Origin of the sequence: Roseovarius sp. MMSF_3281, from assembly GCF_030733685.1 — a bacterium.
Taxonomy (GTDB): domain Bacteria; phylum Pseudomonadota; class Alphaproteobacteria; order Rhodobacterales; family Rhodobacteraceae; genus Roseovarius.
Map to the genome: position 1 here is coordinate 62,075 of NZ_JASHIM010000006.1, position 22,792 is coordinate 84,866.

At 62.9% G+C, this 22,792-nt stretch carries 25 protein-coding genes and 2 tRNA genes; 17 read left to right on the top strand and 10 right to left on the bottom strand.

The annotated features are described in order from the left end of the window. The first annotated feature begins 2 nt into the window (after positions 1–2). The 3 genes from RBB32_RS08555 to RBB32_RS08565 all read left to right on the top strand — a co-directional run bounded on the left by RBB32_RS08555 (position 3) and on the right by RBB32_RS08565 (position 4,295). Positions 3–2,948 carry a DNA translocase FtsK gene (locus RBB32_RS08555; RefSeq protein ID WP_306152285.1) on the top strand — a complete coding sequence of 982 codons (2,946 nt, stop codon included), beginning with the start codon at positions 3–5 and terminating at the stop codon, positions 2,946–2,948. Between the two features lie 73 nt (positions 2,949–3,021). After that, positions 3,022–3,609, top strand: coding sequence for an exopolysaccharide biosynthesis protein (locus RBB32_RS08560; protein ID WP_306152286.1), 588 nt, complete (start codon positions 3,022–3,024; stop codon positions 3,607–3,609). Positions 3,610–3,677: 68 nt separating this feature from the next. Further along, on the top strand, positions 3,678–4,295 hold the full coding sequence (locus RBB32_RS08565) for an outer membrane lipoprotein carrier protein LolA (RefSeq protein WP_371931040.1): 618 nt from the start codon (positions 3,678–3,680) through the stop codon (positions 4,293–4,295). A gap of 56 nt (positions 4,296–4,351) precedes the next feature. Here RBB32_RS08565 and RBB32_RS08570 read toward each other — a convergent pair whose 3' ends face one another. Next, complete coding sequence (locus tag RBB32_RS08570) at positions 4,352–4,954, bottom strand: lytic transglycosylase (RefSeq protein ID WP_306152288.1); 603 nt, start codon at positions 4,952–4,954, stop codon at positions 4,352–4,354. Between the two features lie 81 nt (positions 4,955–5,035). Then, complete coding sequence (locus tag RBB32_RS08575; protein ID WP_306152289.1) at positions 5,036–5,917, bottom strand: AEC family transporter; 882 nt, start codon at positions 5,915–5,917, stop codon at positions 5,036–5,038. 85 nt (positions 5,918–6,002) lie between these two features. Between RBB32_RS08575 and hspQ the strand changes: the two genes are divergently transcribed. Then, a complete protein-coding gene (gene hspQ, locus RBB32_RS08580) occupies positions 6,003–6,329 on the top strand; it encodes a heat shock protein HspQ (protein WP_306152396.1) in 327 nt (108 codons plus the stop codon). A gap of 288 nt (positions 6,330–6,617) precedes the next feature. Here the strand turns inward: hspQ and RBB32_RS08585 are convergent, their stop codons facing one another. From RBB32_RS08585 to RBB32_RS08595, 3 genes are all read right to left on the bottom strand, one after another. Continuing rightward, positions 6,618–8,195, bottom strand: coding sequence for a gamma-glutamyltransferase family protein (locus tag RBB32_RS08585; RefSeq protein WP_306152290.1), 1,578 nt, complete (start codon positions 8,193–8,195; stop codon positions 6,618–6,620). Positions 8,196–8,488: 293 nt separating this feature from the next. Continuing rightward, entirely contained in the window at positions 8,489–8,926 is a 438-nt protein-coding gene (locus RBB32_RS08590) for an ATP-binding protein (RefSeq protein WP_306152291.1), read from the bottom strand. A 51-nt stretch (positions 8,927–8,977) separates the two neighbouring features. Continuing rightward, positions 8,978–9,316 (bottom strand): STAS domain-containing protein, encoded by a 339-nt coding sequence (locus RBB32_RS08595; RefSeq protein WP_306152292.1) that lies wholly within the window; start codon positions 9,314–9,316, stop codon positions 8,978–8,980. 93 nt (positions 9,317–9,409) lie between these two features. Between RBB32_RS08595 and RBB32_RS08600 the strand changes: the two genes are divergently transcribed. The 9 genes from RBB32_RS08600 to RBB32_RS08640 all read left to right on the top strand — a co-directional run bounded on the left by RBB32_RS08600 (position 9,410) and on the right by RBB32_RS08640 (position 15,016). After that, entirely contained in the window at positions 9,410–10,582 is a 1,173-nt protein-coding gene (locus RBB32_RS08600; protein ID WP_306152293.1) for an acetyl-CoA C-acyltransferase, read from the top strand. Positions 10,583–10,660: 78 nt separating this feature from the next. Continuing rightward, the gene (locus RBB32_RS08605) at positions 10,661–11,116 is read left to right on the top strand and encodes a GAF domain-containing protein (protein ID WP_306152294.1); all 456 of its coding nucleotides are present in this window, start codon (positions 10,661–10,663) and stop codon (positions 11,114–11,116) included. A 9-nt stretch (positions 11,117–11,125) separates the two neighbouring features. Next, positions 11,126–12,010 (top strand): carbon-nitrogen hydrolase family protein, encoded by an 885-nt coding sequence (locus tag RBB32_RS08610; protein WP_306152295.1) that lies wholly within the window; start codon positions 11,126–11,128, stop codon positions 12,008–12,010. A gap of 83 nt (positions 12,011–12,093) precedes the next feature. Beyond that, entirely contained in the window at positions 12,094–12,312 is a 219-nt protein-coding gene (infA, locus tag RBB32_RS08615; protein WP_005978431.1) for a translation initiation factor IF-1, read from the top strand. Positions 12,313–12,400: 88 nt separating this feature from the next. Beyond that, the gene (locus RBB32_RS08620) at positions 12,401–12,991 is read left to right on the top strand and encodes a nucleoside triphosphate pyrophosphatase (RefSeq protein WP_306152296.1); all 591 of its coding nucleotides are present in this window, start codon (positions 12,401–12,403) and stop codon (positions 12,989–12,991) included. Then, positions 12,988–14,013, top strand: coding sequence for a ribonuclease E/G (locus RBB32_RS08625; RefSeq protein ID WP_306152297.1), 1,026 nt, complete (start codon positions 12,988–12,990; stop codon positions 14,011–14,013). The genes RBB32_RS08620 and RBB32_RS08625 overlap by 4 nt, the downstream gene beginning before the upstream one ends. Beyond that, on the top strand, positions 14,010–14,198 hold the full coding sequence (locus RBB32_RS08630; protein ID WP_306152298.1) for a DNA gyrase inhibitor YacG: 189 nt from the start codon (positions 14,010–14,012) through the stop codon (positions 14,196–14,198). The genes RBB32_RS08625 and RBB32_RS08630 overlap by 4 nt, the downstream gene beginning before the upstream one ends. Positions 14,199–14,369: 171 nt before the next feature. Beyond that, positions 14,370–14,444 (top strand) — tRNA-Phe (locus RBB32_RS08635). Positions 14,445–14,890: 446 nt separating this feature from the next. Then, entirely contained in the window at positions 14,891–15,016 is a 126-nt protein-coding gene (locus RBB32_RS08640) for a hypothetical protein (protein WP_306152299.1), read from the top strand. 154 nt (positions 15,017–15,170) lie between these two features. Here RBB32_RS08640 and RBB32_RS08645 read toward each other — a convergent pair. Next, positions 15,171–15,245, bottom strand: a tRNA-Gln gene (locus tag RBB32_RS08645). A 93-nt stretch (positions 15,246–15,338) separates the two neighbouring features. Beyond that, on the bottom strand, positions 15,339–15,833 hold the full coding sequence (locus tag RBB32_RS08650) for an SH3 domain-containing protein (protein ID WP_306152397.1): 495 nt from the start codon (positions 15,831–15,833) through the stop codon (positions 15,339–15,341). A 110-nt stretch (positions 15,834–15,943) separates the two neighbouring features. Between RBB32_RS08650 and RBB32_RS08655 the strand changes: the two genes are divergently transcribed. From RBB32_RS08655 to RBB32_RS08670, 4 genes are read left to right on the top strand one after another with little or no spacing between them, the layout of a single operon-like run. After that, the gene (locus tag RBB32_RS08655; RefSeq protein ID WP_306152300.1) at positions 15,944–16,930 is read left to right on the top strand and encodes a D-glycerate dehydrogenase; all 987 of its coding nucleotides are present in this window, start codon (positions 15,944–15,946) and stop codon (positions 16,928–16,930) included. Between the two features lie 37 nt (positions 16,931–16,967). Next, positions 16,968–18,740 carry a gamma-glutamyltransferase gene (gene ggt, locus RBB32_RS08660; RefSeq protein WP_306152301.1) on the top strand — a complete coding sequence of 591 codons (1,773 nt, stop codon included), beginning with the start codon at positions 16,968–16,970 and terminating at the stop codon, positions 18,738–18,740. 60 nt (positions 18,741–18,800) lie between these two features. Then, positions 18,801–19,625, top strand: coding sequence for a sulfite exporter TauE/SafE family protein (locus RBB32_RS08665; protein WP_306152302.1), 825 nt, complete (start codon positions 18,801–18,803; stop codon positions 19,623–19,625). Then, positions 19,619–20,407 carry a hypothetical protein gene (locus RBB32_RS08670; protein ID WP_306152303.1) on the top strand — a complete coding sequence of 263 codons (789 nt, stop codon included), beginning with the start codon at positions 19,619–19,621 and terminating at the stop codon, positions 20,405–20,407. The genes RBB32_RS08665 and RBB32_RS08670 overlap by 7 nt, the downstream gene beginning before the upstream one ends. 325 nt (positions 20,408–20,732) lie before the next feature. Here RBB32_RS08670 and RBB32_RS08675 read toward each other — a convergent pair whose 3' ends face one another. The 3 genes from RBB32_RS08675 to ccmI are packed head-to-tail and all read right to left on the bottom strand — an operon-like array spanning position 20,733 to position 22,668. Beyond that, a complete protein-coding gene (locus RBB32_RS08675; RefSeq protein WP_306152304.1) occupies positions 20,733–20,969 on the bottom strand; it encodes a DUF1289 domain-containing protein in 237 nt (78 codons plus the stop codon). Continuing rightward, entirely contained in the window at positions 20,966–21,442 is a 477-nt protein-coding gene (gene ruvX / locus RBB32_RS08680; protein WP_306152305.1) for a Holliday junction resolvase RuvX, read from the bottom strand. The genes RBB32_RS08675 and ruvX overlap by 4 nt, the downstream gene beginning before the upstream one ends. Then, on the bottom strand, positions 21,439–22,668 hold the full coding sequence (gene ccmI, locus RBB32_RS08685) for a c-type cytochrome biogenesis protein CcmI (RefSeq protein WP_306152306.1): 1,230 nt from the start codon (positions 22,666–22,668) through the stop codon (positions 21,439–21,441). Before ccmI ends, ruvX begins: the two co-directional genes overlap by 4 nt. Positions 22,669–22,792 lie beyond the last annotated feature (124 nt).

The window sequence follows — 22,792 nt, forward strand, 5'->3', positions numbered from 1 at the left end:
AGATGGCATATCAGACACGCGGGCGCGACCCGCTGCTTGACAGCACCATGGCCGAGGCGATCGAAAAGCGCGGCAAGGAGTTGATGGGCATCGCGCTTCTGGTGCTTGGAGCGGCAGCGGCGGCAATGATCGCCTCGTACCACCCCGACGATCCCAGCTGGATGTCGGCCACGGATGCGCCTGTGCAAAACTGGCTTGGCCGCTTCGGGGCCTCCATTGCCGCGCCGCTTTTCATGATTGTCGGCTGGGGCGCTTGGGCCTTGGCCATCGTTCTCGGGGCCTGGGGCCTGCGTTTTGCCCTGCACCGTGGAGAAGACCGCGCTGTTGGCCGCCTGATCTTCGCGCCCATCTGGGTTGCCGTTCTGTCGCTCTATGCCGCCTCGCTGGCCCCCGGTGAGACATGGGCAGCGACCCATAGTTTCGGCTTGGGCGGACTGTTTGGCGATACCGTATTGGGGTCGCTTCTGGGCATCCTGCCTTTCGGGGCCAGCCTGGGCCTGAAACTCCTGTCGCTTGTGCTTGGTGTGGCCATGCTGGCGCTGGGCGCTTTCGTTCTGGGGTTCACGCGGCCCGAACTTTCGCGCATCGGGCGCTTCCTGCTGGTGGGTGTCATCATGACCTACGCCTGGACCATGACGCTTCTGGGGCGTGGGGCCTCGGGTGCGGTTCATGCCGCCCAAGGCGTTCAGGCCAAGGCCGCCGATGCCCGCGCCCGCCGCGCCGCCGAGCGTGCCGAAGCGCAGGAATACGCCCGCGCCGAGGCCGCGATCCCGGCGCAGCCGGTCGTGCATCGCGCGCCGGTTTCCACGGCGCCCGCCCCCGCGGCCCCCGAGGTGGCCGAAGATGAGCAATCGGGCGGGTTCCTGTCGCGGATGCCCTCTCTTATCCGCCGCCCCGAACCTGACCCCGAACCCGAACTCATCGAAAACCCGGTCATGGCCGAGGACGTGGACGCCCCCGGCGAAGATCGCGTGCGCGCCCGCATCGCCGACGTGATCAAGGCCCGCGTGCGTCAAAACCCCGCCGTGCAATCCGAAAGCGTCGCGCCCTTGACCAAAGGCCGGGGCCGCGGCCCCGATCCGTTGATCCTCAACACCGGGGCAGGGCAGGGGCTTCCGCCCGAGCCGCCGCTTACCGCTGCACAGCCACAGCCCTTGATGCCTGCCGAGCCGCCCCTGTCGGTCCCGCAACCCGAGGCGCAGCCGATGATGCAGGCCCCCGCGCCCGAGGCACAACCGGCACCGCAACAGGAACAACCGGCCCCGCAACAGCCCGCGCCGGCCCCTCAGCCGACACAAACGGCACAACCCCGCATCCCGGTGGCCGAACCCAAAAAGGTCGTGCAGCATAGCACCCGCAAAGCCCCGCAGCCTTCGACCCGTGCCATGGCCGAGGCCCAGCCGACCCTGCAATTCGAAGAGGCGGCCAAGCCCGAGTACGACCTTCCGCCGCTCAACCTGTTGACCAACCCCGACAGCATCACGCGCCACCACCTGTCCGACGAGGCGCTGGAGGAAAACGCGCGGATGCTGGAAAACGTGCTGGATGACTACGGTGTGAAGGGCGAAATCGTTTCGGTCCGCCCCGGCCCCGTGGTGACCATGTACGAACTGGAACCGGCCCCCGGCCTCAAGGCCAGCCGCGTCATCGGCTTGGCCGATGACATCGCGCGCTCCATGTCGGCGCTGTCGGCGCGGGTCAGTACCGTGCCGGGCCGCTCTGTCATTGGCATCGAACTGCCCAACGACAACCGCGAAATGGTCAGTTTCCGCGAAATCCTCTCCAGTCGCGATTATGGCGACGGCAACCAGAAATTGCCTCTGGCGCTGGGCAAGGATATCGGCGGCGACCCGATGGTGTCGAACCTTGCCAAGATGCCTCACCTGTTGATTGCCGGGACCACCGGCTCGGGTAAATCCGTGGCGATCAACACCATGATCCTGTCACTGCTTTACAAGCTGACGCCCGAAGACCTGCGTCTTGTGATGATCGACCCCAAGATGCTGGAACTTTCCGTCTACGACGGCATCCCGCATCTTCTGTCGCCCGTTGTGACCGACCCGAAAAAGGCGGTCGTGGCGCTGAAATGGGTCGTGGCGGAAATGGAAGATCGTTACCGCAAGATGTCCAAGATGGGCGTGCGCAACATCGACGGCTACAACGGCCGCGTGGCCGACGCGCTTGCCAAGGGCGAAATGTTCTCGCGCACCGTGCAAACCGGCTTTGACGACGACACCGGCGAGCCCGTGTTCGAGACCGAAGAATTCGCGCCCGAGAAAATGCCCTATATCGTCGTTATCGTCGACGAAATGGCCGACCTGATGATGGTCGCCGGCAAGGAAATCGAGGCCTGCATTCAGCGCCTTGCACAGATGGCCCGTGCCTCGGGCATCCACCTGATCATGGCCACACAGCGCCCCTCGGTGGACGTCATCACCGGCACCATCAAGGCCAACTTCCCCACCCGGATCTCGTTCCAGGTGACCTCCAAGGTCGACAGCCGAACCATTCTGGGCGAAATGGGGGCCGAGCAACTGCTGGGCATGGGCGATATGCTTTACATGGCCGGTGGCGGTAAGATCACCCGTTGCCACGGGCCCTTCGTCTCGGATGAAGAGGTCGAAGAGGTCGTCACCCACCTCAAGGCCTATGGCCCGCCCGCCTACGTCAGCGGCGTTCAGGACGGCCCCGAGGACGAAAAGGCCGACAGTATCGACCAGGTGCTTGGCCTGTCGACGGGGGGCAATACCGACGGCGAAGACGCGCTTTATGATCAGGCCGTCGCCATCGCCATCAAGGATCGCAAATGCTCGACCTCCTATATCCAGCGAAAGCTGGCCATCGGCTATAACAAGGCCGCCCGGCTTGTTGAGCAGATGGAGGAAGAGGGCGTCGTGAGCGCCGCCAACCACGTTGGCAAACGCGAAATCCTCGTGCCGGAACAATAAGCACGGCACACCGCATGAAACCAACGCGCGCCTAGCGCGTTGGGCCTATGCAAAGGGTAAAGGATGACGCGGCATGGGGGACATCGAAACCGCCAATGGCCTGTTGGATGAATTGGGCACACTGGCGCAAAGCAAGGGGCCGGTATCGCTGGGCGATGTGGTGCAACGGATCGGCCCGCGCGGCTTTGGCCCGCTTCTTTTCCTGCCCGCCATTATCGTTGTCTCGCCCCTCGGGGGCATCCCGGGTGTTCCAAGCCTATTTGCCTTGGTGATCTTCATGATTGCCGCACAGGTGCTTCTGGGGCGTCGGCATATCTGGTTGCCTTCGGTTCTTGGAAACCGGCAGATCACCGCCGATAAACTGCTCCGCGCCATCCAAAAGGCCCGCCCGGCGGCGCGCCGGATGGACCGTTGGCTTGGTCGGCGGTTGGAAAGCCTTGTCACGCGCCTGGCCAAGATCTTTGCCGCCCTGTGTGTCATTGCCCTTTGCCTGCTTGTCCCACCGCTTGAGATCATCCCCTTTGCCGCCGCGCTGCCGATGCTGGCCATTGCGCTTGTCGGGCTGGCCTTCACCGCCCGCGACGGAATCCTGATGCTGGTCGGGCTTTGCCTTGCCGGTGTGGCCTTGATTACCGGTGCGGGGATGCTGATATCGGGATAAGGCGGTTTGATATCGCATAACAGCGCCCAGTGTTACACATTGGCACGACACGACACGAGGTAAGGAGCATGGCAAACATGCGTATCACAAGTTTCATTTCCGCCGCGGCGCTGTGCCTTGCCACGGCGCTCCCCGCCGCGGCGGAAAAACTCTCGCTGGGGCAAATCTCGGGCTATCTGAATTCTTTCTCGACCGCCTCGGGCGAGTTCACGCAGATCAACGATGACGGCACGATCAGCACCGGCCAAATCTACATAAAACGCCCCGGTCGCGTCCGGTTCGAATATGCGCCGCCCGAACGCACCCTCGTGGTGGCCGATGGCGATACGGTGGGCATCGTCGACCCGAAATCAAACACCGGTCCCGAGGCCTATCCGCTGCACCGTACGCCGCTCAAGATCATCCTTGCTCGCAACGTCGACCTCACGCGCGAACGCATGGTGACCGGCCACGCCAGCGATGGCAAAACCACCACCATCCGCGCCCAAGACCCCGAGCATCCCGAATACGGCAGTATCGAATTGGTCTTTACGGCCAACCCGGTTGAGCTTCGGCAATGGGTGATCAACGATGACGCGGGCAGCCGAACAACGGTGGTTCTGGGCGATCTGGAAACCGGCGTTCGCCTAGCCAACAGTCAATTTAAGATCCCCGGCAAAGGGCCGGTGGGCCGTCAGGGCGATTGATCCCAGGGTACCAGCAAAACCCCGGCATAGTGGCCGGGGTTTTCTTGTTTCTGCGATCAGAAAAAACCGCGCCGCCCGCCGCAACTGCGCAATTGGGTTTCATACATCCGCGCGCGTTCCTCAACCTTGGCCGAGACCCTCAGAAGCCAGGGCTTGGCGTTATACGACCCGCGCGAAAACCCAGTCCGCCCTTCGTGATAGGCAAGGTACTGGTTGCGCGCATCGCTCATGGAAATGCCAAGCCGCTGGTTCGACTTGGCCATATACCAGCCCATGAAATCGGTGGCGTCGTGGATATCATTGCGCCGCGCGGTAAAACGGCGGTTTTCTTCCTTGTACTCATCCCAGGTGCCATCCAAGGCCTGGCTATACCCATAGGCCGAGCTTTGCCGCCCCATGGGGATCACGCCCAAGGTCCAGCGGAATGGCGTGCGCGCACCGCCGTCAAACTTGGATTCCTGATGAATGGTGGCCATCTGCACATGCACCGGCACGCCCCAACGGCGTTCGGTCGCGCGGAAAGCACGAAGATAATGCGGGCGCTCTGCGACAATCGCACAGGCGTCATCCAGGTTACCGGGCGGTGGGCCGCTATCACGACCACCCCCGCAGGATGCCACCAGCATCACGATCATCATGGCGCGAAGAGTTCTGCTCATACTGCCTCTCGCTTTTCTTTTTCGGGCAGTTTAGCGCAAAGCGGGACAGGTTCAAATCACGAATTGAAGCACACCCCCGGATCAGAGCAAAAACGCCAACAAAAACGGCAAGCCCACCACCGATATCAGGGTCGAAACAACCACCAAGCCCGCCACCGCCTGTGCATCGGCGCCGTATTTCTCGGCCAAGAGGTACGAGGTCACCGCCACCGGCGTTGCAAGCTGCAATACAAGCACCGCAAGCGCGGTTGCATCCAGTCCGAACCACAGCCCCACGGCCCATCCGGTCGCGGCACAAATCGCCAGTTTGATCGCCGACAGCACCGTCGCCAGCTTCACGCGTCCCGGCGTCAGCCGCGCCACCGCAATGCCCAGCGTGATCAGCATCAGGGGGATCGCCATTTGCCCCACAAGATCCAGCGCATTGGTCAGGAAAACGGGCGTCTGCCAGCCCTGCCACAAAAACACCCCGCCAAGCACGGTGGCCGCCACCAAAGGTTCCTTCACCACCTTCAGGATCGACCCGCCCCCCGAGACCAGCCAGATCCCGTAGGTGAAAGACCATATCGCCATGATGGCAAAAACAACCACCGCATAGCCAAGCCCTGTCTCGCCAAAGGCGAACAGGGCCAGGGGCAGGCCAAGGTTGCCGGTATTGCCGAAAATCATCGGCGCGGCATAGGTGCGCTGCTCCAACCCGCCCGCGCGCATCAAAACCTGTATCACCACGGTCAGCGCCCCATAGGCGACGATCGCCGCCAACGACAGCGTGGTCAGGGCCGCCGGGTCGATCTCGGTTTGCATGAGCGAGACAAAGATCAGGCAGGGCACCGAAAGCGTCATCGCCATCCGGGTGACAAACTCGACGTTGTAATCGAACCCCAGTTTTACCCAAGTGAACCCGATGGTTGCCAGCATGAAAACCGGGGCCACGATCTCAAGCACTGTCAAAGTAAGGTTCACAGACTGTTTCCCGCCAATTTCCGCTCAGGGGTTAGACAAACCGCACTTGAAACCTTTAGAATGCAAGGGTAGGGGCTGCAATATGATGCTGAAGACGCGTGCAAAATATCATCTGGGTCAAGTGGTGCGCCACAAGAAACATCCCTTCCGGGGTGTTGTCTTCGATGTCGACCCCGAATTTTCCAATACCGAGGAATGGTACCACGCTATCCCCGAGGATAGCCGCCCCTCGAAGGAACAGCCGTTCTATCACCTTCTGGCCGAGAATGACCAAAGCTACTACGTGGCCTATGTCTCGGAACAGAACCTCGTGGCCGATTACTCGGGCGAACCGGTGGATCACCCCGACATCCCCGATCTTTTCGGCCCCTTTCAGGATGGCGCCTACCCGCTGCACTTCCAACTGAACTAAAGCGTTCCGCCTTTAACCTGAGGCATCAGATAACGGCGGAACGCGCGCAACGATTGAACGGCGCACTGCGCTTCGCGAAAATCTGTTACTCAGGTTTTTCGCGAAACGCTTTAACAAGCCCGTTCGAACGGGCTTGCCCGACGCGGTTTCGAAACCGCGTTGCAAGGGCCTTCGAAGGCCCTTGATGCCAAGCCGTTTCGAAACGGCTTGTGGCCGGTTTTCTTGAAAAAGCCCGTAAGGGCGGATGAGGGCGCGCCGTTAATTCAGTGGGTGCGCGCCCCAGATCACTCAATACCCCAATGCACAACCGTCCTTGCGCGGGTCGCTTGCCCCCTCCAATACGCCATCGGGCCGGATCAGGATTGCCTGCGCGCCGCCGATGGCCTCCTCTGGGGTGCTGACCTTATGGCCCATATCGGCCAATTCCTGCTTCACGTTCTGGGCATAGCCGCGCTCGACCTTCATGGTGCCCGCGTCCGAAAAGGCGCGTGGTGCGTCGATGGCCGCCTGCGGGTCCATCCCGAAGTCCCTGAGGTTGCTCACGAATCTGGCGTGTCCATTGGGTTGATATGCGCCGCCCATGACACCAAAGGGCATGATCACCCCGCTTGCATCGGTCAACATGCCGGGGATGATCGTATGCATCGGCCGTTTGCCTCCGGCCATCTCGTTCGGGTGCCCCGGTGTCAGGGAAAAGCCCGCGCCGCGGTTTTGCATCAAAACCCCGAACTTCTCCGAGGCAATGCCAGAACCAAACCCGTGAAAGATCGAATAAATCAGCGAAACCGCCATTCTGTCGCGATCGACCACCGTGATATAAACCGTATCCCGATGCACCGCCTCCGTCAGCGGGGCCGCGGAGGGCATGGCGTTTTGCGGATCGATCAAAGCGGCCAGTTTCGCCGCCGTTTCCGGGGCCAGCATATGTTCTAACCGCGCGGTATGATCGGGGTCGGCGATAATCCGGTTGCGCGCATCATAGGCCAGTTTCGCGGCCTCCGCCTCGATATGGGCGCGCTGCGCGCCCAGTGGGTCCATGCGAGAAATGTCGAAGTGGCTCAAAATGTTAAGCATCAGGATCGCCGTGGCACCTTGCCCGTTGGGCGGATGCTCCACCAGATCGACACCGTTGTAGCTGCCCCGTACCGGGGTGGCGTAATCACAGGCCGTCGCCGCGAAATCCTCGCCCGCGTGCACACCGCCCATGCCGTTCAGGGTGGCCAGCATATCCTCGGCCACTTCGCCTGTGTAAAAGGCATCCCGGCCCTCTTTCGCGATCCGGCGCAGCACCTCGGCCTGCCCCGGCGCGCGGAACATCTCGCCGGTGCCATAGGGCTGCCCGGCCTTGGAATAATGCGTCACCCCATGACCTTGCAGGGCTTTCGCCGCCGTAGGCCAGTCAAAAGCCACCCGCGGTGCCACCGGCACGCCCTCTTCGGCATAGTGGATCGAAGGGGCCAACAGCGCATCAAGGCCCAGTTTCCCGTGCTCTGCGCTCAACCGGCAGAAGGCATCGACCGCGCCGGGAATGGTCACCGCTTCGGGCCCACAAAGCGGCACCGTGTCATGTCCCTTGGTGCGCAAATCGGCAGCATTGGCCGCCGCTGGTGCACGTCCCGAACCATTCAGCGCCTTGATTTCGCCCGTGCCCGGCTCAGTGAACAGCACGAAACAATCGCCGCCGATCCCTGTCATTTGCGGTTCGCAAATCCCCAGCAGAACAGCCCCGGCAATCGCCGCGTCTACGGCGTTGCCGCCACGCTCAAGAATGTCGATGGCGGTTTTTGCCGCCAGTGGGTGGGACGTGGCGCACAGGCCATTCGTGGCAAAACAGGCCGAACGGCCGGGCAGGTGAAAATCGCGCATGGGGCCTCCTCAAGTATTGCTAGGCCGACCATAGTGGGTTTTGGCGCAAGTCTGAATCAAAATGTCAGAAAATGAACGCTCATTTAACAGATTTCTGCGACGCCTGCCGCGCAGTGGCTGTTTCAAGATGTCAGGGAAACAGAAACCTCGACGCCGCGCACTGGGTGGGGGCTGTTAAACGCGCGACGCCGAGGGAAGCTTTATGCAGCTACAGTTGTTCTTATGGCCTTCCATTCAGGCACTTCTGCGTACAGATTGTGACCAGAAGGCGGTTTTGGGGGCGTCAACTTCAACTAGGCCGTGTATCGGGGGATATGCACCACCAAATGCAGGTGATTTTCCCCTGCCTTGCGCTGATACTCCACGGTCTCGCACAAACCCTTGATAAGGAACCACCCGAATCCCCCTTCGGGAAGTGCCTCTGTTGGTCCATCCGAATCGGGCAGGTGCCTGGGCGGTGGCGAAAGACCGGGCAGCGGCCGACCGCGATCCCGTATATCGGCTGCAATCCGTTCGTCCTTGACTGTGGCCATGATCTTGACCGGGCCGGGCACGTCATCCGCATAGGCATGTTCGGCAATATTGTTCAGCGCTTCGGCCCAGACCAGTTCGACCGTACCTCGCCAGGCTGCCGGTACCTTGGCCGATACAAGCGCCCGGCGGCACCCGGTCAGCAAATCACGCACGCCGGATTGCGTTGCGGTCGCGCTTAGAGAAAATTGGCATGCCATCGGTGGCCCCATCCTCATTCCGGCTGTCCCGCTGATCAACCGTGGGCCGCGTTATCCGGCGGCGCGGCGCGACAGGCTGTCCATGCTGTCATGGATCACGAAAACCGAATCCATCCGGGTCAGGCGAAATACCTTGGCCACATCCGGCGTCAGCTCGGCCAGATCAAGCTGTTGGCCCGGGTTCAGTTGCTTCATCGAGGCCACGATCGCCCCAAGGCCGCTGGAGTCGACGAAAGTCACCTTCGACAGGTCCAGAACCACATGCGCCGGGCCGCCATCGGTCAGGGCGCGCATGCCGTCCTTGAACCGGATCGCGGCGCTGGCGTCGATGCGCGCCTCGTTGACGGTAATGATAAGCGCGTCATTGGTTTTTGTGCTCTGCAGGTCCATGATGCCTCCGGGCCATAGGTAGTAATACGGCCAAGGCTAGACCCCATTCCTTACCATTCGGTATTCATGGGCACGAAAGAGGAGGATCAAGCGATGAAAGAGGTCGTCATCGCGGGCGCCGCCCGCACGCCGATGGGCGGTTTTCAAGGGGATTTCGACGGGGTCGAGGCCCCGGTTCTGGGCGGGGCGGCGATTCGCGCGGCGCTTGTCGATGCCCGTAGCGACACGGTGGATGAGGTTCTCATGGGCTGCGTGTTGCCCGCCGGGCAGGGCCAAGCCCCTGCGCGGCAAGCCGGCTTTGCCGGCGGTTTGGGGGAGGACGTCCCGGCGACCACCCTCAACAAGATGTGCGGTTCGGGCATGAAGGCGGCGATGATCGGCTTTGATCAGATCGCTTTGGGCCATACCGACACGATGATAACAGGCGGTATGGAATCCATGTCCTGCGCGCCGTACCTGTTGCCGAAAATGCGCGGCGGGGCCCGGCTTGGTCATGCGCAGGTACAGGATCATATGTTCCTCGATGGGCTGGAAGATGCCTATGACAAGGGTCGCCTGATGGGCACCTTCGCCGAAGACTGCGCCGAAAAATTCCAGTTCACCCGCGAGGCACAGGATGCCTATGCCATCGGCTCCCTCGAAGGGGCTTTGGCGGCGCAGAAATCCGGCGCCTTTGAAGGCGAGATTGCCCCGGTCACCCTGAAAACCCGCAAGGGCGAGGTGACGATTGCCGAGGATGAACAACCCGCCAAGGCCCGCCCCGACAAGATTCCGCAGCTTAAACCGGCCTTCCGTCAGGATGGCACGGTGACGCCTGCCAATTCCTCGTCGATTAGCGATGGCGCAGCGGCGCTTGTGATGGCCTCGCGTGAGGCGGCCGAGGCCAAGGGCCTCAACATCCGCGCCCGCATCATGGGCCATGCCAGCCACGCGCAAGCGCCGGGGTGGTTCACCACGGCCCCGGTGCCGGCGGCGCAGAACCTCCTGCAAAAACTGGGCTGGTCCAAGGATGACGTGGACCTGTGGGAGGTGAACGAGGCCTTCGCCGTGGTGCCCATGGCCTTTATGCATGAAATGGACCTGCCGCGCGACAAGGTGAACGTGAACGGCGGGGCCTGCGCATTGGGCCATCCCATCGGGGCCAGCGGGGCGCGCATCATGGTGACGCTTCTGAACGCCTTGGAAAAACGCGGGCTGAAGCGTGGCGTTGCCGCCATCTGCATTGGCGGGGGCGAAGGCACGGCGATTGCCATCGAACGGGTTTAAGCCTGTGCGAAGCTTGCCCATTGTGGCCCATGTCCCGGATGTGATTAAACAGCCGGGACATGCTTACGCGAGGCCAAGATGCGCATCGACTACGCCGAAATCTCAAAGACCATCGCCGCCCTGACAGAGGGTGAGACTGACCCGGTGGCCCTCATGGCCACCATGGTCTGTGAACTGCACCACGCCGACGACCGTTTTGATTGGACAGGGTTCTACCGGGTGACCGGCCCCGAAATGCTCAAGATCGGGCCGTATCAGGGCGGGCATGGCTGCCTGACGATCCCGTTTTCGCGCGGGGTTTGCGGGGCGGCGGCCCGCACCGGTTCGGTGCAGCTGGTGGCCGATGTCGAATCCTTCCCGGGCCATATCGCCTGTTCCAGTTCCACCCGTTCGGAAATCGTGCTGCCGGTTTATGACGGTGCGCATGACCTTCTGGGTGTTTTGGATATCGACAGCGATCAGCCCGGTGCCTTCACCCAAGACGACGCCAAGGGGTTGCAGCACATCCTTGATGACGTCTTTGGCAACCTCTGAGGTCCGCCCATGAAAATCGCAACTGCCGCCTATCCTCTGGATCAATTCAACCAATGGTCCGACTACGCCACGAAGCTTGAGGCCTGGGTCTCCGAGGCCGCAGGGCAGGGCGCTGACCTGCTGGTGTTTCCCGAATACGGCGCGATGGAACTGGCCACTTTGAACGGCCCGGATGTGGCCGCCGATCTGCCTGCCTCTTTGCGGGCGATCTCGGATAAAATCCCGCAAGTGGATGCGCTGCACGCCGAATTGGCCGCCAAATATGGCGTCTATATCTGCGCCGCCTCTGCCCCCGTCTATGATGACGCCCTTGGCCCCGACCCGGTCAACCGTGCCCGGCTTTTCAGCCCAAGTGGCGAAATGGGTATTCAAGACAAGCAAATCATGACCCGCTGGGAACGTGCGCCGATGGGCGTTGTGCCCGGCGGCCCGCTCACCCTGTTTGACACTGCCTTGGGCAAGATCGGCATCCTCATTTGCTATGATTCCGAATTCCCGCTTCTGGCCCGCGCCTTGGCCGAGGCCGATATCCTGCTTGTTCCGTCCTGTACCGAGGCGCTCGAAGGCTATTGGCGGGTGCGCATCGGGGCCATGGCCCGCGCCTTGGAAGGACAATGCGTTACCGTCATGGCCTCGACCGTGGGCGACGCGCAATGGAACGAGGTGGCCGACCTCAATACCGGCATGGGCGGTATCTTCGGCCCGCCCGACGCGGGCTTTCCCCCCACCGGCGTCTTGGCCGAAGGCACCCTCAACACCCCCGGCTGGACCGTGACCGAGGTGGATGTCGACGCCATTTCCCGGGTCCGTGCCGATGGCAATGTCCTCAACGCCACCCACTGGAATGAACAACCCGCTCGCGTCCAGGATGTCACACAGCGCCGCCTGCGGTGATTATGGCCTTGAAAAATACGGCGAATAGGCCCATTTAAAGCGCGTTCCGCAAATCAGGCGGATCGTGCAACGAAGGAGAGACCATGGCCAAGGAAGATACGCTCGAATTTCCCGGTGTCGTGAAGGAACTCCTGCCGAATGCGACGTTCCGGGTCGAGCTTGAAAACGGCCATGAGATCATCGCGCACACGGCAGGCAAGATGCGCAAGAACCGCATCCGCGTTCTGGCAGGCGACAAGGTGCAAGTCGAAATGACGCCCTATGATCTGACCAAGGGTCGGATCAACTACCGATTCAAATAGCGCGAAGCCCTTGGCTTCGCGACAGTGCGGGTAAACGTTTTGCGCAGCAAAATGTGGCTGGCACCCGGCTGCACTTCTGGGCGCTGACATGATCGACACACCCAAACTCATCCTCGGATCGGGCAGCCCGCGCAGGCGGGACTTGCTGGCACAAATCGGGGTTGTGGCGGATGATATCCGCCCACCCGACATTGACGAAACCCCACAAAAATCCGAACTGCCGCGCCCCTATTGCATCCGCATGGCGCGGCAAAAGGCTTGGGCGGTTGAGGCCGGGCCGGATGACATCGTGCTCTCCGCCGATACCACCGTGGCCCTTGGTCGCCGCATCATGGGCAAGCCGGAAAACGCGGGCGAAGCGGCGCAATTCCTGCTGGCCATGTCGGGCCGCCGTCACAAGGTGATCACCGCCGTCGCCATCCGCCGGGGCGATCGGCTTTGGCAGCGCGAGGTTGTCACCACCGTCAAGATGAAGCGCCTTTCGGATGAGGAACTCAACGCCTACCTCGCCACCGGCGATTGGCAGGGCAAGGCGGGCGGCTATGGTATCCAAGGCCCCGCCGGTGTGCTGATCCCGTGGATCCAAGGCTCATTCACCGCCGTTGTCGGCCTGCCACTGGCCGAAACCGCCACCCTCCTGCGCGCCGCAGGCTACCCATTGTTTAAGGAGGAGCCATGAAAGGCCGCCTGATCGCCCTTGACCACCTGAACGGGATCGAGGCCGCCGCCCTTATGGTCGATGGCCGCCTCGAAGACCTCTTCCTCGATCCCGATGGCCCGCGCCCCGGTGCCATCTACCGCGCCATTGCCGACCGCCCGATGAAAGGGCAGGGGGGCATGTTCCTGCGCACCCCCGATGGCACAGTCTTCTTGCGGCAGGTCAAGGGCCTCAGCCCCGGACAGCCGCTCTTGGTGCAGGTCACCGGCCATGCCGAGCCGGGCAAGGCCCTGCCAGTCACGGCGAAACTCTTGTTCAAAAGCCGCTACGCCATCGTCACGCCCGAGGCCCCGGGCCTCAATATCTCGCGCCAAATCCGCGATGACGACCGCCGCGACGAGTTGCTCGCCATTGCCCACGCCGAAATGGACGGGGTCGAGATGGGCCTGATCCTGCGCTCTTCCTGCCTTGAGGCCGACGACGATGAGATCGCCGGGGATATCCGCGCCATGGTCGATCTGGCCACGGCTGTTCTGGGCGATGCAGACGGGGCCGAGCCGGAAAAACTTACCGAAGGCGACGGGCCGCACACACTGGCCTGGCGCGAATGGACCGATCCGGCGGATGTGGCAGCCGAGGAAGGCTCCTTTGCTGATCACGGTGTGCTGGATGCACTGGATCACCTGCAAGAGGCTCGCGTGCCGCTCTCGGGCGGGGCTTCGATGTTCATTGAACCCACCCGCGCGCTCGTAGCCGTGGATGTGAACACCGGCAACGATACCTCCCCCGCCGCGGGCATGAAGGCCAACATGGCCGCCGCCCGGGATCTGCCGCGCCAGTTGCGCCTGCGTGGCTTGGGCGGGCAGGTGGTGCTTGACCTCGCCCCGATGCCCAAGAAAGACCGCCGCCAATTTGAAACCACCCTGCGCGCCGCCTTCCGTGCCTGCACGGTGGAGACCACCCTTGTCGGCTGGACAGGCCTTGGCCATTATGAATTGCAACGCAAACGCGACCGCGTCGCACTCTCCGAGGTGATGCCATGACCTGCCCGATCTGCGGCAAGAAAAGCGACTCCAAGACGCGGCCCTTCTGTTCGAAACGCTGCGCCGATATCGACTTGGGCAAATGGATGGGCGGGGACTATGCCGTGCCGTCGCGCGACCCCGAGGATATGGAACGCGCCTGGGAAGAGGCCGAGGCGCAAAAGGCCCGCGAGAAACCGCACTAGGCGGCGCTGGCCCGCATCCAGGCATCAACCAACCACACCACTCCAATTGATGTGCACGAGCGAGCCTCCTGCGATAAAGGCCAGCGGCCTGAAAAAATTGACAAAGCCCTCTGGACACCCCGCCCGACCTGACCTAGAACGCCTCCACCCGAAGGCAGCCGCCTTCCCCGTGCCCGGGTAGCTCAGGGGTAGAGCAGTGGATTGAAAATCCTCGTGTCGGTGGTTCGATTCCGCCCCCGGGCACCATTTAAACAATCAATACGACGACGTGCAGGAAAGTTGGCCCGACCATGTTGGCCGGGATCTCTATTGCACATATCTTACACGCTGTGCCCCATGTTTTGGGTGCGGTGTCGAGATGGCTGAAAACACAGGATTCCGGGCGGCAAGGTGCAGGTCCACAAGCGACCGAACAGCTCGGTTCGGCAGTGTTCAGCTTACATGAATGGCAAGACCCGGCGCGTAAGTCCCAAAGACGCGAGCCTTGCCAAAGCCAAGGAGTTTGCCGAGGACTGATATCCTGATCTGCGCGGGCAGAAATCACGCGGAGACTTCGTAAGCGAGAAAACCTTTAAGCAGGCTGCCGAACGGTTTGAGAAAGCGTACGAGGTTGCGACGGCTGGCAAAGTGCAGGGTTACCGCATCTTTCGGCCCAGAAAGCCCCTGATTGCAAACCGCCGTCACGGTCGACGATGCACCATGAAATCGTGACCCTGCGCCAAGCGCTCAGACTCGCGATCCGGCATGGCTGGCTGGTCGCATTTCCCGGCCTTTCCGAACCATACCGCGCTTCGTTCAAGGTGCCGCATCGTGGCTGATTTTGCCCTGACGAGTACAAGACATTCTATAGGGCCACGCGCGAGAAGGCGAAGAAAGCCGCCACCCGATCCACTCCTCGCGGGGGGGCACCAACCGGGCCACTTTCAACCCGTACCACCCGCGCGGGTCATTGCTTTAAAGCTGAAGAGGAAATGGCTGGGGTGGTAGGATTCGAACCTACGGTACACTGTACCAAAAACAGCTGCCTTACCACTTGGCTACACCCCAACGGTGACGCGCTAGTTACTCTGGTCGTGGGCCGGTTTCAAGAGTGCTTGAGCAAAAAATTCACGGCTTTTGCAAAACCTGTCTTCAAGCTGGTCAATCAAGGATTTCATCGGGCTTCACACCCCAAAGGCTTGTCTTCGGGGCCCACCCTTCGTAGCCGCCTGCCGAAATCTCGCACCAATCGGCGCTGCATTCCTCCAGATGGGCAATCACCCCAAGTTCCAGCCGCGCAACAACCATCGCGCCCTCCATGGGTTTTGACAGCACATCCAGCATGTCGCGCTCCACGATCGCGGTGCGCGCGCCGGACAGAAGCGAATAGTGAATCCAGCCACCTGCGCCGTCGCGGTCGCGTACGCGCCGCCAATGGCCGTGCTCGGCGGTGATCTCAAGCGGGACATCCTTGCGCTTGAACACCCAGTCGATTCGATGGGTCAGGCTTGGACCGCGCCGCACATTGCCTTCCGAGGCCTTCATGGATACGAACCGCGGCAAGGGCAGGTTGGTGACCGGCCCGCGCTCCTGCGCCTGTGCCACGCTACCGGCCAAAAGGGCCACAGCAACGGCCAATGCCACGCTCGTCTTCATCTGCATCTTCCGATTTCTGCCCGATCCTATGGCCGGGTTCTTGTGCCTCGGCCTTTCCTGCGTCACTCTGACAGCAATGCGCGGGATTTGGAAGATGAAGGAGGCCCCCCATGGCATCTGATCGCCTGAGTGTTGTCGTTACGCGACGCCTGCCTGACCCGGTTGAGCGGCGTCTGGGCGAATTGTTCGACGTCCAGTTGCGCCAGGACGACACCCCCATGACCCGCGAGGAGTTGATCGCGGCGGTGCAAAGTGCCGATGTTCTGGTCCCCACGCTGTCGGACCGGATTGATGCCGGGCTGATCGGGCAGGCCGGTGAGCGGCTCAAGCTGATTGCCAATTACGGGGCCGGGGTCGATCATATCGACGTGCAAACCGCCCGCGAACGCGGCGTTCTGGTGTCCAATACGCCGGGTGTTTCCGCCGATGATACCGCCGATATGACCATGGGGCTCATTCTGGCCGTCACCCGCCGCTTGCCCGAGGGGCTGGCCGTGATGCAAGGCGGCGATTGGCGGGGCTGGGCGCCCACCACGCTTCTTGGCGGGCGCATCGCCGGGCGGCGCTTGGGTGTTCTGGGCCTTGGCCGCATCGGACAATCCGTGGCGCGCCGCGCGGCGGCCTTCGGCATGGATATCCATTACCACAACCGCCGCCGCTTGCGCCCCGAAACCGAGGAAGAGTTGGGCGCCACCTATTGGGAAAGCCTTGATCAGATGGTCGCGCGGATGGATGTGATTTCCATCAACTGCCCGCATACGCCCTCGACCTTTCACCTGATGAACGCCCGACGGCTCAAGCTGATGAAACCCGAGGCGGTGATCGTGAACACCTCGCGCGGCGAGGTGATCGACGAAAACGCCCTGACGCGCATGCTGCGCGCCGGCGAGATCGCGGGCGCGGGCCTCGATGTCTATGAACACGGGGCCGAGGTAAACCCCCGCCTGCGTGACCTGAAAAACGTGGTGCTTTTGCCGCATATGGGCTCGGCCACCGTGGAGGGCCGCCTTGAGATGGGGGAAAAGGTGATCCTCAATATCAAAACCTTCGACGATGGCCACCGCCCGCCCGATCAGGTGGTGCCAGCCATGCTATGAGCGGTCTCAGCGTCACAGGTTTCCCGGAGGTCCGACCATGAAATTCCTTGCGCCGTTTTTGGTTTCATTCGCCCTTGCGGCCCCGCTGAACGCCCAGCAAGCCGCCGATGCCGTGGCCCCTGAAGGGGCCGGGGCAGGGGCGGTTGCCACCTCGCCGCAAGTCGCCGCCGCGCAAGAGGCCAAGGCGCAAGGCCGCCCCAATGTGGCGCGCGATTGGATGATCTCGGCGGCCAATCCCTTGGCGGTCGAGGCCGGGGCAAAGGTGCTGCGCGCGGGCGGCACGGCCGCCGATGCCATGGTCGCCGTGCAAACCGTTCTGGGGCTGGTCGAGCCGCAAAGCTCGGGCCTCGGCGGCGGGGCCTTCCTTGTCTGGTACGATGCCGCTACGGGCGAGGTGACAACCCTTGATGGCCGCGAAACCGCGCCGCTGTCCGCCACCCCGCGCCTTTTCCAGGGTCAGGACGGTGAACCGCTGCAATTCTACGACGCCGTGGTCGGCGGGCGCTCGGTGGGCACGCCGGGCACACCCGCCTTGATGCAGGCCGCGCATGATCGCTGGGGAAACCGGCCTTGGGCAGGGCTTTTTGACGACGCGATTCAACTGGCCGAACAGGGCTTCGCGGTCAGCCCACGGCTGTCTACCATGGTTGCAGGCGACGCCCTGCGCCTGACACGCTTCCAACCCACCCGCGACTATTTCATGCCAGACCTGCAGCTTTTGGAAGTCGGGCAAACCCTGAAGAACCCGGCCTATGCCGAAATCCTCCGTGTGATGGCAGGGCAGGGGGCAGGGGCCTTCTACACCGGCGAGATCGCCCGCGATATCGTTGAAACCGTCCGCAACGCCCCCGGCAACCCCGGTGTCCTGCGCGAAATCGACCTTGCCATTTACAGCGTCCGCGAACGCGCGCCCACCTGCATCGAATACCGTGCCTACGAGGTCTGCGGCATGGGGCCGCCATCCTCGGGCGGGTTGACAGTGGGGCAAATCCTCGGGCTGCTGGAACCCTTCGACATGGCCGCCCTTGGCCCCGATAGCGCCGAGGCCTGGCGCCTGATTGGCGACGCCAGCCGTCTGGCCTTCGCCGACCGGGGCCGCTACATGGCCGATAGCGATTTCGTGCCTGTTCCGGTCAAGGGTCTGCTCGATAAAACCTATCTCGCCAAACGCGCCGAGTTGCTCAAAGGCGACGACGCGCTGCCCGAGGTCACCCCCGGATCGCCAGAGTTCGACCACGCCCTCAATTGGGCCGACGACGCCTCGATCGAATTTCCCTCCACCTCGCATATCTCGATCGTCGATGGCATGGGCAATGCCCTGTCGATGACCACCACCATCGAAAACGCCTTCGGCTCACGCCTGATGACGCGCGGCTTCCTGCTTAATAACGAACTTACGGATTTCTCCTTCCGCAGCCACCGCAAGGGCCGCCCCATCGCCAACCGGGTTGAGCCGGGCAAGCGGCCCCGTTCCTCCATGGCACCCACCATCGTGCTGAAAGATGGCAAGCCCGTGATGCTGGTCGGAAGCCCGGGCGGAAGCCGGATCATCGGCTACGTGGTGAAAACCCTGATCGCCCATCTCGATTGGGGCATGGACGTGCAACAGGCCATCGACCTGCCCAACCTGACCAACCGTTTCGGGCCGTTCGACGTGGAACCCACCTCGGCGCTCGCCCCCGCGTTGCGCAACCTCGGCTACGAGGTGGCCACCCGCCCGCTGATCTCGGGCGTCCACGCCATCTCGATTGGCGAAACCCTGCAAGGCGGGGCCGACCCCCGGCGCGAAGGGGTTGCACTGGGCGAGTGACTTCCCATCGCCCGCAGGCCCGTGTATGCGGGCCAAAAGATCCTTCATGAAAGACATCCCATGCCCGATACCATGCTCTTGATCCAGATGCTTGTCCTCTTGCTTGTGATCGGCGGCTTCGCCGGGGTGCTCGCGGGGCTTCTGGGCGTCGGCGGTGGCATCGTTCTGGTGCCGGCCTTTTTCTATACCTTCCAGACTCTGGGCTACGACGGCCCGCAACTCATGCAAATCTGCCTTGCCACCTCGCTGGCCACGATCATCGTGACCTCGCTGCGTTCGGTGCTGAGCCATAACAAGAAGGGCGCGGTGGATTGGGATATCCTGCGCACATGGGCCCCGGGGATCGCCGTGGGCGCGGTGCTCGGCGTTCTGGTGGCCGCCAACCTGCGCTCCAATACCCTGCAAGGGGTCTTTGGCGTGCTGGGGCTGGTGATCGGGGCCTACCTTGGGCTGGGGCGGTCCGACTGGCGTTTGGGCGCGGAAATGCCAAAGGGCCTGACCCGCGCGGTGATGTCGCCGATCCTTGGGTTTCTCTCGGTCCTGATGGGCATCGGCGGCGGCAGCTTCGGCGTGCCATTGATGAGCCTTTACGGCACCGCAATCCACCGCGCCGTGGCCACCGCCGCGGGCTTTGGCATAACCATCGCCGTGCCATCGGTCGCGGGCTTTCTGTTCCTTGAAATCGCGCCTGAAAACCGCCCGCCATTTACCATCGGCGCGGTCAACCTCGTGGCCTTCCTGATCGTTATCGCCATGACCCTGATCACCGCCCCCTGGGGCGTGAAACTGGCCCATGCCATGGACCCCAAGCCGCTCAAACGCGTCTTCGCGGTGTTCCTGACGCTGGTGGCGCTCAACATGCTGCGCAAATCGCTGGGATGGTAGAGGCGCTGTTCGATAAGGGCTGGGCGCATTTCCCGGCCGAAGACAACCTGCGCCATTGGGCGCAGGAGGCCCGCCAAGTAGCGCTGGAACGTATCCAAGACCCCCAGGAACAGGCCAAATGGCTGCAATGCGAAGGCACGTGGTTCGTGGGCGTCGATACCTTGCCCAATGATGAGCTGGGTGCTGTGGGGCAGGCGGGTCCGCTACCCGGTGCGGCTTTCAGCGCGGCGCGCAGGCTCTATGGCGATCTGCCGCTGCACCCGGGCCAGGTCTCGGTCACTTACCCGGACTATCCAAAACCGCGCGCTGGTGAAGCCGAGTCCGCTTTCCGCTACCGCCTCAAACGCGACGCGGCGCATGTGGATGGCCTTCTTGCCGTGGGCAAGGCGCGTCAGCGCATGCTGCGCGAACGCCACGCCTATATCCTTGGCCTGCCGCTCACCGCCACCGACGCGGGTGCCAGCCCCTTCGTGGTCTGGGAGGGTAGCCATAAGATCATGCAGGCCATGTTCGACAGGCATCTCGCCGCCTACCCCGAAAGCGATTGGCCCGACATGGACCTCACCGAGGTCTACCAAGCCACCCGCCGCCATGTGTTCGAAACCTGTAAACGGGTCGAAATTACCGCCCAACCGGGTGAGGCCTATCTCGTCCACCGCTTTGCCCTGCACGGCGTCGCCCCTTGGCGCGACGGGGCCACGGCCCCGCCCGAGGGCCGGATGATCGCCTATTTCCGCCCCGAGTTCGCCCCCGGCACCCGCGATTGGCTGGAACGCCCCTAAAGCGTTCCGCCTTTAACCTGAAGCATCAGCGAAAGGCGGAACGCGTGCAACGATTGAGCGGAGCACTGCGTTTCGCGAAAATCTGTGATTCAGGTTTTTCGCGAAACGCTTTAACCGAATTGAGCGCGCTTCGCGCGCGCTTGATATCTCGTCATCGGCCTTTGGCCGCTTCCTCGGGATTGCCTCCGGCAGGAGTATTTTAGAAAGATGAAGTCCTGGATATGCTTCATCTTTCCCCAAGTACTCCGGGGTGAATTGGCCGAAGGCCAAAAGGGGCAGCGACCCTTATCAAAATAAACCTGTGTGGCGCAGCCACGCCTTTTGGTTATCCGCGGGCCAGCCGCGCCGCCCGTCCGCCACGGCGTTTTTTCAAAAGGTTCGCGCGGTCGGGCAGGGCGTCGATCACCTCGCGGCGCTCCTCGGCGCTCATCTTGGACCAACTGGCGATCTCGTCGATCGAACGATAGCAGCCGGTGCAAATCCGGGCTTCGGGGTGCACCACGCAGACCCTTATGCAGGGGCTTTCGATTTCGTTTCGGCTCCAGACCTTGTCGTCTTTCACGTCGCTGCCCTCATATGCCTCAAACGGTCCAATGCACCTTGCAGGATATAGGAGGCCGCGACATTGTCGATAACCTCGGCGCGACGCTTTCGTGTCGCATCCGCCTCCAAAAGCGCCCGTTCGGCGGCCACGGTGGACAAACGCTCGTCCCAAAAGCCAATCGGCAATTCGGTCAGTTTCTCCAGGTTCCGGGCAAAGGCGCGGGTCGATTGGCATCTCGGTCCTTCGCTGCCGTCCATATTGCGCGGCAGGCCAAGGATGATCCCACCGGCCTCGCGCCCTTGCGCAATCTCAAGCAGCCGCGCCGCGTCCAGCCCGAATTTCTTGCGCTTGATGGTTTCCAAGGGCGAAGCCACCGACAAAAGCCTGTCCGACAGCGCCACGCCGATGGTCTTGGTGCCCAGATCAATGCCCAAAAGGCCCCGGCCCGAGGGCACCGCCCCGGCGAATCCCTCGATGTCCTCGAAAATCATTCCGCCACACCCGCTGCCTGTGCCGCCTCGCGCACAAGCGCCATGGCGTCGGGTGCCTCTGCAAAACGGGTCTGCGCCTCGGTCCAGATCGCCGATGCCTGATCGGTTTCGCCCAGGACACCAAGCGCCCGGATCAGGCGCGCCCATTCCGCCGGCGTGCCGCCTTCTTCGGCCAGACGCTGTGACAGCCCGTCAACCATGCCGCGGATCATCTGCTGGCGCTCTTCCACGCTCATCTCGCCCGCCGCCTCGACATCCGCCGCACTGGGGCCGGGGGCATCGGCCATCGCGGGCAATTGATAATCCGTCACCCCCGCACGCCAGGCCAGCTCCTCGATCCGCTCGCGGATCGTCGGCACCCATGGCGCCGAAGGGTCGCTTTCGCGCAGCAGCGCATCCCAGGTGCGGAAGGCCGCATCGGGCCGGTCCACCTGCATCATGTAAACCCCAAGATAGTAGCGCGCTGTCGGCTCGCTCGGGTCATGCTCCAGCGCCACGCGCAGCACGCCTTCGGCGTCGCGGCTGACATAGCCCGCCGCCGCGCTGATCATCAGGTCGGCGCGATAGGCATAGTCGCGCGCCGTGGCCTCCGCGCCCTTGGCGTCAATCAGTTTCGCCTGCGCCTCATGCGCCGCCGTCAAATTCCCGATCGCGGCCTCGTTGCGCACCAACAGGGTCAGCCCGCGCAAATCGCCCTCGCGCCGCGCCACCGTTTCGCGCAGCCTTTCCATCAGCTCCAGGAACTCGGGGCTTGCCTCGGTCGGCACGTCCGGCGTGGGCACCCGGGCCTCCGCCTCGGCTTGGCTCAAGCGGTTCTGCCGCGCCTCGTCGGAAATCGCCAGCCGCGTTTTCAAAGGCACATCGCGGTACCCCGGCGCGCCCACCTGCGCATAAAGCGCCATCGATCCACCGGCCAACCCAAGGGCCACCAAACCGGCGGCGATCCAGCCACCGCGCCCGGGTTGCCCGCCGTTTTCGCCGCCTGCGCGCAACTGCGCATCCGCCGCCAACACCCGGCGCGACACCTCGGCCCGCAGCCGCTCGGCCTCGGCCTCGGAAATCACCCCGCGCGCCAGATCACGGTCCACTTCCTTCAACTGGTCGCGATAGACCTGCAAATCATAGGCCGCAGGCGGCGCATCGCCGACGCGCCCGCGCAACAGGGCAAGCCCCAGTATCATGCTGACAGCCAGCGCCAGACCCCCGGCCACGATCCAGAAAACCATGATTTCTCCCTAGTATTTGGTCCCCATGTAGCTATCGCGCCGCCGCGATGAAAGGGACAAGAGGTCACAATGCCGCCGATGCACGCCGATGTCGCTTATCGCGCAATTTATGCCGCGCAGAATG